General features: G+C 70.1%; 14 protein-coding genes. 4 read left to right on the top strand and 10 right to left on the bottom strand.

The annotated features are described in order from the left end of the window. Positions 1-73: 73 nt before the first annotated feature. Positions 74-1,840: a 2-isopropylmalate synthase gene (gene leuA / locus ACLLJJ_RS10715; RefSeq protein ID WP_434589310.1), complete on the bottom strand. Its 1,767-nt coding sequence runs from the start codon at positions 1,838-1,840 to the stop codon at positions 74-76. Between the two features lie 292 nt (positions 1,841-2,132). On the opposite strand from leuA, the gene ACLLJJ_RS10720 reads away from it, so the two are divergent. Genes ACLLJJ_RS10720 through ACLLJJ_RS10730 form a run of 3 tightly spaced genes read left to right on the top strand, consistent with a single transcriptional unit; the run spans position 2,133 to position 4,352 of the window. Next, a complete protein-coding gene (locus ACLLJJ_RS10720; RefSeq protein WP_434589312.1) occupies positions 2,133-3,194 on the top strand; it encodes a M4 family metallopeptidase in 1,062 nt (353 codons plus the stop codon). A gap of 25 nt (positions 3,195-3,219) precedes the next feature. Next, on the top strand, positions 3,220-3,486 hold the full coding sequence (locus ACLLJJ_RS10725) for a protealysin inhibitor emfourin (RefSeq protein WP_434589314.1): 267 nt from the start codon (positions 3,220-3,222) through the stop codon (positions 3,484-3,486). Positions 3,487-3,515: 29 nt separating this feature from the next. Further along, positions 3,516-4,352 carry a GNAT family N-acetyltransferase gene (locus tag ACLLJJ_RS10730; RefSeq protein WP_434589316.1) on the top strand — a complete coding sequence of 279 codons (837 nt, stop codon included), beginning with the start codon at positions 3,516-3,518 and terminating at the stop codon, positions 4,350-4,352. Positions 4,353-4,398: 46 nt separating this feature from the next. On the opposite strand, the gene ACLLJJ_RS10735 is transcribed toward ACLLJJ_RS10730, so the two are convergent. The 4 genes from ACLLJJ_RS10735 to ACLLJJ_RS10750 all read right to left on the bottom strand — a co-directional run bounded on the left by ACLLJJ_RS10735 (position 4,399) and on the right by ACLLJJ_RS10750 (position 7,569). Next, on the bottom strand, positions 4,399-4,848 hold the full coding sequence (locus ACLLJJ_RS10735; RefSeq protein WP_434589318.1) for a DUF4279 domain-containing protein: 450 nt from the start codon (positions 4,846-4,848) through the stop codon (positions 4,399-4,401). Between the two features lie 47 nt (positions 4,849-4,895). Further along, a complete protein-coding gene (gene era / locus ACLLJJ_RS10740; RefSeq protein ID WP_434589320.1) occupies positions 4,896-5,846 on the bottom strand; it encodes a GTPase Era in 951 nt (316 codons plus the stop codon). A 425-nt stretch (positions 5,847-6,271) separates the two neighbouring features. Continuing rightward, positions 6,272-6,628: a cytidine deaminase gene (locus tag ACLLJJ_RS10745; RefSeq protein ID WP_434589322.1), complete on the bottom strand. Its 357-nt coding sequence runs from the start codon at positions 6,626-6,628 to the stop codon at positions 6,272-6,274. A gap of 26 nt (positions 6,629-6,654) precedes the next feature. Further along, positions 6,655-7,569, bottom strand: a complete 915-nt coding sequence (locus ACLLJJ_RS10750) for a helix-turn-helix transcriptional regulator (RefSeq protein ID WP_434589324.1) — start codon at positions 7,567-7,569, stop codon at positions 6,655-6,657. 91 nt (positions 7,570-7,660) lie between these two features. Between ACLLJJ_RS10750 and ACLLJJ_RS10755 the strand changes: the two genes are divergently transcribed. Continuing rightward, positions 7,661-9,079 (top strand): MFS transporter, encoded by a 1,419-nt coding sequence (locus ACLLJJ_RS10755; protein WP_434589326.1) that lies wholly within the window; start codon positions 7,661-7,663, stop codon positions 9,077-9,079. Positions 9,080-9,089: 10 nt separating this feature from the next. Here the strand turns inward: ACLLJJ_RS10755 and ACLLJJ_RS10760 are convergent, their stop codons facing one another. The 5 genes from ACLLJJ_RS10760 to ACLLJJ_RS10780 form a co-directional block, all read right to left on the bottom strand. Beyond that, positions 9,090-9,443 carry an MmcQ/YjbR family DNA-binding protein gene (locus ACLLJJ_RS10760; protein ID WP_434589328.1) on the bottom strand — a complete coding sequence of 118 codons (354 nt, stop codon included), beginning with the start codon at positions 9,441-9,443 and terminating at the stop codon, positions 9,090-9,092. Beyond that, positions 9,440-10,726 (bottom strand): hemolysin family protein, encoded by a 1,287-nt coding sequence (locus tag ACLLJJ_RS10765; RefSeq protein ID WP_434589330.1) that lies wholly within the window; start codon positions 10,724-10,726, stop codon positions 9,440-9,442. The genes ACLLJJ_RS10760 and ACLLJJ_RS10765 overlap by 4 nt, the downstream gene beginning before the upstream one ends. After that, positions 10,723-11,220: an rRNA maturation RNase YbeY gene (gene ybeY, locus ACLLJJ_RS10770; RefSeq protein WP_434589332.1), complete on the bottom strand. Its 498-nt coding sequence runs from the start codon at positions 11,218-11,220 to the stop codon at positions 10,723-10,725. Before ybeY ends, ACLLJJ_RS10765 begins: the two co-directional genes overlap by 4 nt. A 12-nt stretch (positions 11,221-11,232) precedes the next feature. Beyond that, positions 11,233-13,380 carry a PhoH family protein gene (locus tag ACLLJJ_RS10775; protein WP_434589334.1) on the bottom strand — a complete coding sequence of 716 codons (2,148 nt, stop codon included), beginning with the start codon at positions 13,378-13,380 and terminating at the stop codon, positions 11,233-11,235. Between the two features lie 153 nt (positions 13,381-13,533). Continuing rightward, a complete protein-coding gene (locus ACLLJJ_RS10780) occupies positions 13,534-14,667 on the bottom strand; it encodes a carbohydrate kinase family protein (protein WP_434589336.1) in 1,134 nt (377 codons plus the stop codon). Between the last annotated feature and the right edge of the window lie 71 nt (positions 14,668-14,738).

Consider the following 14,738-nt stretch of genomic DNA (forward strand, 5'->3'; position numbering starts at 1 on the left):
CCTCAGGTCAGAGGGCGTCGGCCGAGTCGGTCGCGACTCGAACACAAGATGAATTCGCCCAGCGACAAATCCCTCAGCGGGCCGCCCTGTTCACCGCGGAGACGACCGCCTTCAGCGACGCGCGCGTGGTGTTGGCGTCGATGCCGATGCCCCACAGCACCTGGCCGTCGATCGCGCACTCGATGTACGAGGCGGCCTGGGCGCTCGCTCCCTCGCTCATCGTGTGCTCCTGGTAGTCGAGCAGCCTGGCGTCCACACCGACTGCGGCCAGCGCGTCGAAGAAGGCCGAGATCGGACCATTGCCGGTGCCGGTCAGCACGGTGTCCGTGCCGTCGACGACCGCCTCGACCGTCAGGGTGTCGACGCCGTCGGTGTCGGTGGTGGTCTGGCCCGAGCGCAGCTGGATGCGTCCCCAGCGGGTCGCCGCGTCCGCCGGGCTGGGCAGGTACTCGTCCTGGAAGGCCGACCAGATCGCCTTGGGTGTGACCTCGCCGCCCTCCGCGTCCGTCTTCGCCTGGATGATCCGGGAGAAGTCGATCTGCATGCGGCGCGGCAGGTCCAGCTTGTGGTCGTTCTTCAGGACGTACGCGATGCCGCCCTTGCCGGACTGCGAGTTGACCCGGATGACCGCCTCGTAGGAGCGGCCCACGTCCTTGGGGTCGATGGGCAGGTACGGCACCGCCCACTCGATCTCGTCCACCGTTTTGCGCTGGGCGGCCGCGTCGGCCTCCATGGCGTCGAAGCCCTTCTTGATGGCGTCCTGGTGGGAGCCGGAGAAGGCGGTGTAGACCAGGTCGCCCGCGTAGGGGTGACGGGGGTGGACCTCCATCTGATTGCAGTACTCGGAGGTGCGGCGGATGTCGTCGATCTGTGAGAAGTCGATCTGCGGGTCGACGCCCTGGCTGAAGAGGTTCATGCCCAGGGTGACCAGGTCGACGTTGCCGGTGCGCTCGCCCTGCCCGAACAGACAGCCCTCGATGCGGTCCGCGCCCGCCATGATCGCCAGCTCGGCGGCGGCGACGGCGGTGCCGCGGTCGTTGTGCGGGTGGACCGACAGCGCGATGAACTCGCGGCGCGACAGCCGGCGCGACATCCACTCGAAGCGGTCGGCGTGGGTGGACGGCGTGGAGCGCTCCACGGTGGCGGGCAGGTTCAGGATGATCTCCCGGCCGGCCTCCGGCTGCCAGACGTCCATGACGCCCTCGCAGACCTCCAGCGCGAAGTCCAGCTCGGTGTCGGTGAAGATCTCCGGGCTGTACTGGTAGCCGAACACGGTCTCCGGACCCAGCAGCTTCTCGGCGTACTCCACGACCAGCCGGGTGCCGTCCACGGCGATCTGCTTGACCTGCTCCTTCGAGCCGCGGAAGACGACCCGGCGGAAGGTCGGGGCGGTCGCGTTGTACAGGTGGACGGTGGCCCGGTGGGCGCCGCGCAGCGACTCGACGGTGCGCTCGATCAGCTCTTCGCGGGCCTGGGTGAGGACGGAGATCGTCACGTCGTCGGGGATCGCGCCCTCTTCGATGATGGAGCGTACGAAGTTGAAGTCGGTCTCGCCGGAGGACGGGAAGCCGACCTCGATCTCCTTGTAGCCCATGCGCACCAGCAGGTCGAACATCTCGCGCTTGCGGGCCGGCGACATGGGGTCGATCAGTGCCTGGTTGCCGTCGCGCAGGTCCGTGGAGAGCCAGCGCGGCGCCTTGGTGATGCGGGCGTTGGGCCAGCTGCGGTCGGCGATGTCCACGGCCTCGTACGGGCCGTACTTGCCGATGGGCATGCCGGACGGCTGCTGGGTGTGCGTGGCGTTGGTGACCGGCGTGGGGCGGCCGACGGGGCTGTTCATGGCGTAGGGCTCCTCGGTGTCCAGCGGTGGGACGGCCGACTGTGTCGCTGCAGCACCAGACTCCGCGGGGAGGGGGTCGGCCTGTACTACAGACCCTCGCCGCGGCAGCTAAGGAGGAGCAGCCCGTAACGCATGATGTCTCGCAGCCTAGCTCAGGGGCGCCGAAGGCGCGGGTGCGTATCAGTATGCGATATCAAGCATCCGTATGGGTAGAACAGTGACGCTTCACTCGATTTCACCAATCATGGTGGCAACTAGTGACAGCGCCATGACCTGGTGCCACATTGCCGCCATGAACGTCTTTCATCCCACCTTCTGCACCATCGTGCCGCCTCACGTCCTCGACAAGCTGGCCCAGGCCGAGGACCCCGCGCTCGCAGGCCCCGCCCGTCGCACCCTCGAAGCGGACGCCGCCCAGCGCACCCACCGCCGGCTGACCACCGTCATCGGCGCACCGCCGGTCGTGGCGCCCCGGGGCGCCACCGAGGGCAAGCCCCAGCGGACCATCCACGACGCCAAGAACAAGCGGGACCTGCCCGGCCGCAAGGTGCGCGGCGAGGGCGACAAGCCCGGCAGGGACGCGACCGTCAACCGCGCGTACGCGGGCTTCGGTGCCACCTACGAGCTGCTGAACAAGGCCTTCGCGCGCGATTCGATCGACGGCAGCGGGCTGCCGCTCATCGGGACCGTCCACTTCGACGAGAAGTACGGGAACGCCTTCTGGGACGGCACCCAGATGGTCTTCGGCGACGGCGACGGCGAGATCTTCCTCGATTTCACCCTCCCAGTTGACGTCATCGCCCACGAGCTGGCCCACGGCTTGACCCAGTACACGGCGAACTTCACGTACTTCGGTCAGCCGGGCGCACTCAACGAGTCCGTCTCGGACGTCTTCGGCTCCCTGGTCAAGCAGTACGTCAACGACCAGACCGCTGACCAGGCCGACTGGCTGATCGGCGCGGGCCTGCTGGCCGAACGCGTCACCGGAGTGGCCCTGCGCTCCATGAAGGCCCCCGGCACGGCGTACGACGACGACGTGCTCGGCACGGACCCGCAGCCGGCGACGATGGAGGAGTACGTCCGTACCGGCCGGGACAACGGCGGCGTCCACATCAACTCCGGCATCCCCAACCATGCCTTCTACCTGCTCGCCATGGCCCTCGGCGGCAAGGCGTGGGAACGGGCGGGGCGGATCTGGTACGACACGATCACCGGCGGGGAGCTCCAGGTCGACGCGAGCTTCGCCGACTTCGCCCGGGTCTCCGTGGCCGCCGCGCACGCGCGTTTCGGCGACGGCGAGGAGCACGGGGCGCTGCTGAAGGCGTGGTCCCAGGTCGGGGTGCCTACCGGCTGAGCCGTATCCGTACTAGACAGGACCCATGCGTATTCAAGTGAGGCGCACGGGAGGATTCGCCGGCATCGAGCGCCATGCCGAGGTGGACACCTCGGGACGGCCCAACGCCGCCGAGTGGCACGCCCTGGCCGACGAGGCGGTGGCCTCCGGCCGGAGCACGCCGCCCATCGGGGTGCCGGACGGATTCAGCTATCGGATCACCATCGACGGGAAGACCGTGCACTGCGCGGATCCACAGCTGAGCGAGGCGCAGCGCCGGCTCATCTCGTGGGTCCTAAAAGAAGGCGCGTAGCCGGGCTTCGCAGTGATCTGATGCGCGTCATGACCCTTGTGACGACCGACGCTTCCGATGCTGCCGCGCTCGCCGAGTTCGAACGCTATTACGACGCCGTACCGCGCTCCGCCGCCCGCGCCGAGGACTTCGGTCCGCTGACCCTGTTCGTGCGCGACCCGGACGGCGCGGGCTTTCCCTACTACGCCCGGCCCACGCCGGGCTGGACCGGCGCCCCGGTGACCGCCGGGGCGGTGGACCGGGTCAGGGCGCGGCAGCGGGAGCTCGGGGTGCCCGAGACGTTCGAGTGGATGCCGGAGACGGCACCGGCGCTGCGCCCGGCCCTGGAGGAGAGCGGGCTCGCGGTGCAGGAGCGCCCGCTGATGCTCCTGGACGACCGGGGCGCGGCCCGGGCGCCGCATCCGCTGGTGCGCCTGCTGCGGGCCGACGACCCGGCCCTGCCCGGCGCGCTCGCCGTCCCGCACCTGGCGTTCGCCGACCTCGGCACGGCGGTGGGGGCCGCGGGCGCCGACGAGCTGTCCGCGATGATCGCTTCCCAACGGGGCGACGGTTCGGTGGAGCGGGTCGCCGGCCGGATCAGGGCCGGGCAGTCCGTGGTGGCCGCGGCCGTCGACGGTGGTGTGGTGCTGTGCTCGGGCCAGTACATCCCGGTCGGTACGGTCACCGAGATCGTCGGCATCGGGACGCTGCCCACCGCCCGGCGCCGGGGGCTGGCCGTCTCGGTCACGGCCGCGCTGACCTCCGACGCGCGATCGCGCGGCATCGACACGATCTTCCTGACGGCGACGGACGAAGCGGTGGCGCGGATCTACTCGCGGGCCGGCTTCCGGCACATCGGGACGGCGATGGAGGCGGCGGTCGCGTAGGGCCCGCGGGCGGTCGCGGTAGCCGGCAGACGGCCCCGGACGGGCTTCAGACCCCTGCCTCGCCCTCGGGTCCGGTGAAGTCGTACTCGTCCACGGCCAGGTCGGCCCCGGTGTCGACGAGGAAACGCAGCATCTCGGTGGAGACCAGCCAGCCGTGCGTCGCGACCTCGGTGGCCGAGTTGCGGTACTCGCGCACGACTTGAAGGACCGCTCCGCCGTCCTCGCCCTCTTCCTTGGCGAGTTGGGCGGCGAGGGCGGCGATCTCGTCCCGGTAGATCAGCAGCCTGCCGAGGACCCGCTCCATCTGCTCGTCGACAGGGAGGTCGGGGTCCCGGCACTCGACGACCCACCTGTGGTGCCTGGGCACATCGTGTTCCGGGAACTTGCTGCCGCGGACCGAGGTCCCGTCGGGGGTGAGGCCGAGCCGGGCGGTCATCGCGTCCGCGGTCGTCTCCTTGCTGTACAGAGCGAAGTAGACGTACTGATCGAGGTACATCGCGTGACCGTACCCGTTGGCACGGTCACGCCCTCGACCGCTGAGGCCTAGAAGCCGAGCTTCCGCAGCTGCTTGGGGTCGCGCTGCCAGTCCTTCGCGACCTTGACGTGCAGGTCGAGGAAGACCGGCGTACCCAGCAGCGCCTCGATGTGCTTGCGGGACTTCGTCCCGACGTCCTTCAGGCGCTGGCCCTTCGGGCCGATGATGATGCCCTTCTGGCTCGGGCGCTCGATGAACACATTCGCGTGGATGTCCAGCAGCGGCCGGTCCGCGGGCCGCCCCTCGCGGGGCAGCATCTCCTCGACGACCACCGCGATGGAGTGCGGCAGCTCGTCGCGCACACCTTCCAGCGCCGCCTCACGGATCAGCTCCGCGATCATGACCATCTCGGGCTCGTCCGTGAGGTCGCCCTCCGGGTACAGCGGCGGGCTCTCGGGCAGCAGCGGGATCAGCAGATCGGCGAGCAGGCCGACCTGCTCGTCGCCGACGGCCGAGACCGGAACGATCTCCTGCCACTCGAAGCCGAGCTCCTTGGAGAGCTGGTCGAGGGCGATGAGCTGCTCCGCGAGCTGTCGGGAGTCGACCAGGTCCGTCTTGGTGACGATCGCGATCTTCGGGGTCTTCTTGATCCCGGCGAGTTCCTTGACGATGAACTTGTCGCCGGGGCCAAGCTTCTGGTCGGCGGGCAGGCAGAAGCCGATCACGTCGACCTGGGCCCAGGTGGTGCGTACGACGTCGTTGAGCCGCTCGCCCAGCAGGGTGCGCGGCTTGTGCAGCCCGGGGGTGTCGACCAGGATCAGCTGCGCCTCGGGCCGGTGCACGATGCCGCGCACGGTGTGGCGGGTGGTCTGCGGACGGCTGGAGGTGATGGCCACCTTCTGGCCGACCAGAGCGTTCGTCAGGGTGGACTTGCCCGCGTTGGGGCGACCGACGAAGCAGGCGAAGCCGGCTCTGTGGGGGGCTTCGGATGCGTGGGTGCTAGCGCTCATGCGGCCCATTCTCCCCGATCGCCCGCGCCGCGCTGACCAGAGGCCCGAGAAGCACGGCGCGCACGGCGACCCGCGAGCCCCCGGCGCCTCCCGTCGCGTCCCGGCGCCGGGACGACGGCGAGCGGCCTGAGCGGGGCGGCGAAGGACACGGCGGCGAACTCACGCCTCCCGTCGGTTCTGGCGCCCGTCGGGAGCCTGACCTCGCCCCATGCGCGCCGGGGCGCACCCCTCCAGGGGCTCCCGGCGCACCCGCCGGGCGGGCGGCGGCGCGGCGGGGATCTTCCGCAGCCCGCCGGAAGGCAGCTCGCGGGCCGCAGAGGATCTCGGCACCGAGGTGGACGAGGTCGGTTTTCGGACGAGTTGAATTGGGGTGACGCCGTCCAAGTCGCGGGGGCCGTTCAGCCCGCGGCGACCATTGCCCGCAGCGGGCCCGTTCAGCCCGCGGTAACCGTTGCCCGCAGCGCCCCGTCCGGACCGGCCACCAGCACCGGCGCCGCTGGCCCGCCCAGGTCGCGTACCGCCGCGCGGTCCTCGTCGGACGCGCTCTGCGCCTCGGTGACCACGGCTGCGGCCTCCAGCGACTTCGCGCCACTGGCGACGGCCATCGCTACGGCGGTCCGCAGCGCACTGAGCTTCAGCGAGTCCAGCTCCACTGTCCCGGCGACGTACGTCCGCCCGGTCTCGTCACGCACGGCCGCGCCCTCCGCCACCCCGTTGCGGGTGCGGGCACTGCGCGCCAGCGTGATGATCTTGCGGTCCTCGGGGCCGAGCTCCGTGTTCTGCGTCGTCATGACCCGAGCATAAGGAGCGCGGGCGCTCAGCCCGCGACCGGGTACATCGAGCCGCGCCGCCCCTCCGGCGACGACAGCCACTCCAGTTTGGCCGCCGTGTCCGCCTCCGGGAGCGGGGTGTGCAGGACGATCGTCAGGTCCGGGCGGGCCGGGATGCGCAGCTGGGTGGACTCCACGCACAGGGTGCCGACGAGGGGGTGCGCGAACTCCTTGCGCACCTGGCCGCCCGGCTGGATGTCACGGCGCTCCCACAGCTCGGCGAATTCCGTGCTCTCCGCCCTCAGCTCCGCGACCACCTCACGGAACCCCTCGTCGCCGGGGTTGTCCGAGCACGCCGCCCGGTACTGAGCGACGACAACGGCGGCGTTCTGGCCCCAACTCTGGGCACGGGAGCGGTAGACGGGGTCGGTGAAGAAGGCGATCAGGCAGTTCTGGACGCTGTCGGGGCGCATCCCGAGCACCAACGCCGCCGCGCCGTTGTACATGATCGTGTTCCAGTACACATCCATGATGTGCGCCGGGAACGGCATCCAGGTGTCGATCAGCCGCTGCAACCCGACGCACATGTCGGCGTTCACCGGGTCGGTCTCGGGCGCGGGCGGGTTGAGCCCGGCGAGTACGTACAGATGACGGCGCTCGATGCTGCTCAGTTTGAGCACGCGCGCCACCGAGTCCAGGACCTGCGGGGAGACCGTGATGTCCCGGCCCTGCTCCAGCCACTGGTACCAGGAGACGCCGACCCCGGCGAGGACCGCGACCTCCTCGCGGCGCAGTCCCGGCGTGCGGCGGCGGGCTCCGCCGTCGGGCAGGCCCGCCTCGGTGGGGGTGACCCGGGCGCGGCGGCTCATCAGGAATTCACGTAGCTCACTGAGCCGGTGCGCCTTGAAGTCACCCGATGCGATGGTGGTGTTCGGTGTGCTCTTCTCTGTCGGACTGGCCATGTGCTCCCCCTGTTCGGCCTGCCTGGTGGTGCGGCCAACAGGATAAGTTCCCGCTCCCCACGGCTATTCCGGCGGGCCGATGGTGTGGACCATGGCAATCGACACCTCCGTCCCCTCTCTCGATACGACCCCCGCACGGCTGACCGGCCGGGCCAGGCTTGTCCTGTTCGTGCTGTGCGCCGCCCAGTTCATGGTGGCTCTGGACTTCTCCGTGCTCAATGTGGCGCTGCCCGCCCTCGGCAAGGACCTGGGCATGAGCCGGACCGACCTCCAGTGGGCGGTCACCGCGTTCGCCCTGCCCTCCGGCGGCTTCCTGCTGCTCTTCGGCCGGATCGCCGACCTGTACGGGCGGCGCAGGCTCTTCCTGACCGGCCTGGCCGTCTTCGGCGCCGCCTCGGTCCTCGCGACCTTCGCCTGGAGCCCCGCCTCGTTCCTGGCCGGCCGCGCGCTCCAGGGGCTCGGCGCCGCCGCCGTGGTGCCGACGGGCATGTCCCTGCTGACCACGACATTCCCCGAAGGTCCGCAGCGCGACCGGGCGCTGGGCATCAGCGGCACGCTGATCTCGCTGGGCTTCACCATCGGCATGGTACTGGGCGGGGTGATGACCGACACCCTGGGCTGGCGTTCCACCATGGGACTGCTGACCGTCTTCGCGCTGATCGTGCTCGTCCTGGCGCCGGGGCTGATCGCCGAGTCCCGCACAACGGACCGGCCCCGCCTGGACATACCGGGCGCGGCGACCGTCACCGGAGGCCTGCTCGCCCTGATCTACGCCCTGTCGACGGCCGCCGAGCGCGGCTTCGGCGGCGCCGATGTGCTGGTCACCCTGGCCGCCGGCGTCGTACTCCTGGTGGTCTTCGTCATCGTGGAGTCGCGCGCCGGCGCCCCTCTCGTGTCCCTGCCGATGCTGCGCAGGCGGACGGTGGCCTGGGGCAACCTGGGCGGGCTCGTCACCTTCTCGATGATGAGCACCGTCGTCTTCGTACTGACCCTCTACCTCCAGGAGGTGCTGGGCCTCACCGCCTTCGAGACCGGCCTGGTCTTCGGTGTGCAGGGCGTGATGTCGGTGATCGCCGGCATGTACGCGCCCAAGGTGATCGGCCGCCTCGGCGCTCCGCGCACGCTGGCCGCTTCCCTGCTCGGCCAGGGCCTGTTCATCGCCACGCTGCTCGCGCTCGGCGAGACCTCGGGCGTATTGCTGGCGACCGTGGGGGTGTCGCTCGCGAGCATGTGCCACCTGGGCGCGATCATCTCGTACGGCGTGACCGTCACCTCCGGTGTACCGAACGAGGAGCAGGGCCTGGCCACCGGCCTGGTCACCACCACTCAGCAGGTCGGCCTGACCATCGGCATTCCGCTGCTGGGCGTGCTCGCCACGACGCAGGGTGAACTCTTCGACGGCGTACGGACGGTCCTGGCCGTGGACGCCGCGATCCTGCTGGCCGCGGCGGCTCTGGTCGCGGCAGGGCTGATCACCCGGCGCACCGGGAAGTCGGGGCCGCGGCGCTGAGACAGGTGGTTCAGGGCCGGTCGAGCCTGAGGCGCTCCGCCTTGGGCAGACCGGCCACCACCAGGTCGTACGAGTCCTCGATCAGTTCCCGGACCGTCCGGTCCGGGAGGCCGCCGACGGTGACCGTGTTCCAGTGGCGCTTGTTCATGTGCCAGCCGGGGGCGATCGCCGGGTGCTCCTCGCGCAGCCGGGCCGCGATCTCCGGCTCGCACTTGAGGTTGACCTTCAGGGGCTCGCCGTCCAGGGAGCTGAGGGCGAAGAGCTTGCCGAGGACCTTGAAAACCGAGGTCTCGGGGCCGAACGGGAACTCCTCCACTGCCGCGTTGAATTCCAGGCAGAACGCCCTCAGCTCCTGCGGAGTCATTTCGTCGCTTTCTCTTCGGTCGGCTCGACGAGCACCGTGACGATCTTGTTGCGGCGGCCCGCCGGGGACTCGGCGGTGAGCCGCAGCGCGCGGCCGTCCGGCAGGTCCACGACGGCGGTCGCGCCCGCGATGGGGACGCGGCCGAGGGACTTCGCCAGGAGTCCGCCGACGGTCTCCACGTCCTCGTCGTCGAGTTCGTCGAGGCCGTAGAGCTCGCCGAGGTCACCGATGTCGAGGCGGGCGGTGACGCGGTAGCAGCCGTCGCCCAGGTCGTCGACGGGCGGCAGCTCACGGTCGTACTCGTCGGTGATCTCGCCGACGATCTCTTCCAGGATGTCCTCGATGGTGACGATGCCGGCCGTGCCGCCGTACTCGTCGATGACGACGGCGACGTGATTGCGCTCCTGCTGCATCTCGCGCAGCAGGTCCCCGGCGTTCTTCGTGTCGGGGACGAAGACGGCGGAGCGCATCGCGGTGGAGACCAGGTCGGACTCGGAGTCGCGGTTGATGTGCGTCTTCCTGACCAGGTCCTTGAGATAGACGATGCCGACGATGTCGTCCTCGTTCTCACCGGTCACCGGGATGCGGGAGAAGCCGGAGCGCAGGGCGAGGGTGAGGGTCTGGCGGATCGTCTTGTAGCGCTCGATGGAGATCAGGTCGGTCCTGGGGACCATGACCTCGCGTACGAGTGTGTCGCCGAGCTCGAAGACCGAATGCACCATGCGGCGCTCGTCGTCCTCGATCAGGGACTCCTGCTCGGCCAGGTCGACCATCGCGCGCAGCTCGGCCTCGCTGGCGAAGGGGCCCTTGCGGAAGCCCTTGCCGGGCGTCAGCGCGTTGCCGATGAGGATCAGCAGTTGCGGGATCGGGCCCATGATCCGGGCGAGCGGCAGCAGGACGTACGCCGAGGCGGTCGCCGTGTTCAGCGGGTGCTGGCGGCCGATGGTGCGCGGTGACACCCCGACGGCGACGTAGCTGACGAGGACCATCACCGCGATGGCGATGGTCAGTGCCTCCCACGTCTCGTCGAACTCACGCAGGCAGACATACGTGACGAGGACGCCGGCGGCCATTTCGCAGGCGACCCGCACCAGCAGCGCGACGTTGAGATAGCGGACCGGGTCGGCGGCGACCTGGGCCAGCTTGGCGCTGCCGCGCCGGCCCGTCCGGGCGGCCTCGTCGGCCCGGAACGTGGAGACGCGGGCGATGCCCGCCTCCGCGCAGGCGGCGAGCCACGCGACAACGACCAGCAGGACCGCGCCGGTGATCAGTTGAGCGGTCATGAAACGGTCGGCGCGGGCGACGGGCCGGCCATGCCCTGGTCCGAGCGCCAGCCGTCGACGATCGCGGCCTGGAGGCCGAACATCTCGGCCTTCTCGTCCGGCTCCTCGTGGTCGTAGCCGAGGAGGTGCAGCACTCCATGGACCGTCAGGAGCTGAAGCTCCTCGTCCATGGAGTGCTGCGTCTCGGCTTCCTCACCCTGGGACTTGGCGACCTCCGGGCAGAGAACGATGTCACCGAGCAGGCCCTGCGGGGGCTCCTCGTCGTCCTTGACCGGCGGACGCAGCTCGTCCATCGGGAAGGACATGACGTCGGTCGGGCCCGGCAGGTCCATCCACTGGATGTGCAACTGCTCCATGGCGGCGGTGTCCACGACGATCACCGAGAGCTCGGAGAGCGGGTGGATACGCATCCGGGTGAGCGCGTAGCGGGCGATGTCGAGGATCGCCCGCTCGTCGACCTCGGTTCCGGACTCGTTGTTGACATCGATCGACATGGTGCTGGGTTACTACTTCCCGTTGCGGCTGTCGTACTGCTCGTACGCGTCGACGATACGGCCGACGAGCTTGTGCCGGACGACATCCTCGGAGGTGAGCCGGGAGAAGTGGACGTCGTCGAGGCCCTCCAGGATGTCCTGGACCTGACGCAGACCGCTCTGCGTCCCGCTCGGCAGGTCGACCTGGGTGACGTCGCCCGTGATGACGATCTGGGAGTCGAAGCCCAGCCGGGTCAGGAACATCTTCATCTGCTCGGCGCTGGTGTTCTGCGCCTCGTCGAGGATGATGAACGCGTCATTGAGGGTGTTGTGGGTCAGCAGGTAGTCCTCGGTGACGTACAGCGAGTCGGCGGCCGCGACCTGGATGCACACGGCCTCCTCATGGCCTGCGGGGTCGATGCTGTCGATGAAGCGCATCGGCCGGCCGCCGCCGCCCTCGGCCTGGTACTTCTCGCGCTTGCGGGGGAGCCGGAAGGGCTCGATGCCGTCCGGGAGCCTGATATCGACGACATGCGCGTCAGAGCGACAGTGGACGTCTCGCCCGCCGGCTTTCCCGGGTTTCCGGCCCTCCGCAGCCCTTCGACGGCTGTAAGCGACACCTCCGAGGGACTGGACCAGCGAGATGACGTCGTCGCGCAGCAGGATCGATGTCGTCGTGTAGTGAATGCGGCACGTGCGGTCGGCCTGGGTCACCGGCCCACCATCGGAGTCGAGCAGCCCCTGGAGCAGGGCCAGCCGGACGTCAGCGGAGTTGAGGAGATAGTCGTCCGGCACAAACGTCGACTGTGACCTGGCGCCGAGCAGGTCGAGGGTACGGAGCGCTCCTGTTACCGGATTCTCCAGCGTGATGACCTCACCCGGCGTGCGTACGCGGTTCAGGACGTAGTCGACGCGGTCTTTGTGGCGCACTTTGACGCCGGGCAGCGCCGCCTCCAGTCCAACGGCCGGTTCGGGGTCGTTGGTGGAGAAACCAGGCGTGGTGGAACCGGTCAGGCGCCCGTCACCGAGCAGCAGGCCCAGGGCGTACGGGTCCATGGGTACTTCGCGCTGCGGGAAGCACACCGGCGCGGTCAGCAGCGGCAGCTCGTACCGGCGGGCGTGCGCGGCGCGCGGGTTGCCGATCATTTCCTTGGTCTCAAGGACCCGCCACGGCTTGTCGCGACGACGGTCGGACCCCGTCCTGACCGTCCACAGGTGATCGCCGCAGCAGAGGGTCGAGGACCCGTCCTGAGCGGTGACCCGGTAGATGTCCTTCTCTCCCTGTGGGTACACACCCAGCACGGGAGTCGGCTCCCCGTTGGATCCCATGACCAGATCGCCCACCTCCAGCTCGCCGATCGGGCGGAAGCCGGCCGGCGTCAGCACCTTGGTGAAGACAGGCTGGGCACGGCCCCTCATGTATGCCAACGGCGCCACCTCGATCGTCCCCGCCGCCATCAGTCGCGGGATCGTCTCGGGGTCGAGCATGTCGTGCAGCGCGTCGTAGAGGGGGCGCAGATACGGGTCGATCTTCTCGTAGAGCGTGCCGGGCAGAAAGCCGAGCCGCTCGCCCGCCTCGACGGCGGGCCTGGTCAGGATGATCCGGTTGACCTGGTGGGACTGCAGGGCCTGGACCGCCTTGGCCATGGCGAGATAGGTCTTGCCGGTGCCCGCGGGGCCGATGCCGAAGACGATGGTGTGCTTGTCGATGGCGTCGACGTACCGCTTCTGGTTGAGCGTCTTGGGGCGGATGGTGCGGCCGCGGCTGGAGAGGATGTTCTGCGTGAGCACCTCGGCCGGGGTCTCGGAGGTCGCCGTGCCGTCGCCGCTCCCGTCGGCCTTGAGCATGGCGATCGAACGTTCCACAGCATCCTCCGTCATCGGCTGCCCGGTGCGGAGCACCAGCATCATCTCGTCGAACAGGCGCTGGATCAGAGCGACTTCCGCCTCCTGACCGAGCACGCTCACCTGATTGCCCCGGACATGGATGTCAACGGCGGGGAAAGACTTCTCGATCACGCGCAGCAGAGCGTCACCGGAGCCCAGGACCGTCACCATCGGGTGCATCGCGGGGACCGAGAAGTGGGCTCGTGCCTGCCCCGGCGCGGGGGCGGCAGCTGTCTGGGCGTCTGCGGGCGTCCGCGCCTCTTCGGGCGTCCGCGCTGGGGGTGTCTGAGTCATGGGCCGGCACAAAGGCCTGCGCATACCTCCCGTTGCAGGGTTCTCGCTGCTCGACAACCTCTGGAATACCAAGCCTACGTCGCCCCACTGACAAGGCGGAGGGCTTTTCGGGCGCACCCCGCGTGTCCCCGTGCGCGGGTACCCGCCGGTGGGCTAGGCAGGCGTACGGAAACCGATCGTCGGCACCGCCCTGCGCAGCGGCCACGGACGGCCCGCCGCGGGCAGCAGCTCCTCCAGGAACGCGTACCGCCGCAGCGCCTGCGGGTCCTGCGCGTCGCACGCCCGCACCTGCCGCCACCAGGCCGCGATCTCCGACCAGCCGGGCGCCGACAGCGAGCCGCCGAACTCCTGCACCGAAAGGGCCGCGGTCAGCCCGGCGAACGCCAGCCGGTCGGCCAGCGGCCACCCCGCGAGCGTGCCGGTGACGAAGCCGGCGACGAAGACGTCCCCCGCGCCGGTCGGGTCGAGCGCCTCGACGGCGATGGCGGGGACCTCCGCGGTCTCCCCCGTCGAGCCGTCCACGGCGTACGCGCCCTCCGCGCCCAGCGTCACGACGGCGACCGGCACCTTCTCGGCCAGCGCGCGGGCCGCGGCGCGCGGGCAGTCGGTGCGGGTGTAGCGCATCGCCTCCTCGGCGTTGGGCAGGAACGCCTCGCAGTGCTCCAGGTCGGTGAGGCCGCCCAGGTCCCAGCGGCCCGTGTCGTCCCAGCCGACGTCGGCGAACACCTTGGCGCCGCCGCGCGCGGCGGCGGCGATCCACTCCTCGCTGCGGCCGGGGGCCAGCGCGGCGATGGCGCCACGCGCGCGTGGCGGGCACTGCGGGAACGGGCCGGGGCCCGCGGGCGGCGGGGCCTCGTGGCCGTGGGACACCATGGTCCGTTCGCCCTCGTACGCCATGGAGACGGTCACCGGCGAGTGCCAGCCGGGCACCGTCCGTGACATGCCCAGGTCGATGCCTTCGCCCTGCGCGAGGGCGTCCCAGCAGTACTCGCCGTAGTGGTCGTCGCCGAACGCCGCGGCGAGCGAGGTGCGCAGACCGAGCCTGGCCAGGGCGGTGGCCATGTTGGCGACGCCGCCGGGGCTGGAGCCCATGCCGCGCGCCCAGGACTCGGTACCGCGCACCGGGGCGCTGTCCAGGCCGGTGAAGATGATGTCGAGGAAGACCGTGCCGGTGAGGAAGACGTCGCAGCACGGCCCGTCCGGCGAGCGCAGCCCGTCCAGCGGATCGAGGTGGCTCGATCCGCCGGACTGTGCGGCATGGTCACTGCTGGCTGCGTGCGTTCTCACCGTGCGCTCCCCTGGGGTGATACCTGGTGGTGCGGATTCAGGCCAGTGTGCCCGATACGCGTCCAGCGGGG

This window comes from Streptomyces sp. A5-4, assembly GCF_051131715.1.
In the GTDB taxonomy this organism is placed as follows: domain Bacteria; phylum Actinomycetota; class Actinomycetes; order Streptomycetales; family Streptomycetaceae; genus Streptomyces.

Bases quoted from the DNA above. Each gene is read 5' to 3' on its own strand.
- ACLLJJ_RS10760 (WP_434589328.1), bottom strand. From the start codon at position 9,443: ATGACTCCGCAGGAGCTGAGGGCGTTCTGCCTGGAATTCAACGCGGCA.
- leuA (WP_434589310.1), bottom strand. From the start codon at position 1,840: ATGAACAGCCCCGTCGGCCGCCCCACGCCGGTCACCAACGCCACGCAC.
- ACLLJJ_RS10745 (WP_434589322.1), bottom strand. From the start codon at position 6,628: ATGACGACGCAGAACACGGAGCTCGGCCCCGAGGACCGCAAGATCATC.
- ACLLJJ_RS10735 (WP_434589318.1), bottom strand. From the start codon at position 4,848: ATGTACCTCGATCAGTACGTCTACTTCGCTCTGTACAGCAAGGAGACG.
- ACLLJJ_RS10725 (WP_434589314.1), top strand. From the start codon at position 3,220: ATGCGTATTCAAGTGAGGCGCACGGGAGGATTCGCCGGCATCGAGCGC.
- ybeY (WP_434589332.1), bottom strand. From the start codon at position 11,220: ATGTCGATCGATGTCAACAACGAGTCCGGAACCGAGGTCGACGAGCGG.
- ACLLJJ_RS10750 (WP_434589324.1), bottom strand. From the start codon at position 7,569: ATGGCCAGTCCGACAGAGAAGAGCACACCGAACACCACCATCGCATCG.
- ACLLJJ_RS10730 (WP_434589316.1), top strand. From the start codon at position 3,516: ATGACCCTTGTGACGACCGACGCTTCCGATGCTGCCGCGCTCGCCGAG.
- ACLLJJ_RS10720 (WP_434589312.1), top strand. From the start codon at position 2,133: ATGAACGTCTTTCATCCCACCTTCTGCACCATCGTGCCGCCTCACGTC.
- ACLLJJ_RS10765 (WP_434589330.1), bottom strand. From the start codon at position 10,726: ATGACCGCTCAACTGATCACCGGCGCGGTCCTGCTGGTCGTTGTCGCG.
- ACLLJJ_RS10775 (WP_434589334.1), bottom strand. From the start codon at position 13,380: ATGACTCAGACACCCCCAGCGCGGACGCCCGAAGAGGCGCGGACGCCC.
- era (WP_434589320.1), bottom strand. From the start codon at position 5,846: ATGGGCCGCATGAGCGCTAGCACCCACGCATCCGAAGCCCCCCACAGA.
- ACLLJJ_RS10755 (WP_434589326.1), top strand. From the start codon at position 7,661: ATGGCAATCGACACCTCCGTCCCCTCTCTCGATACGACCCCCGCACGG.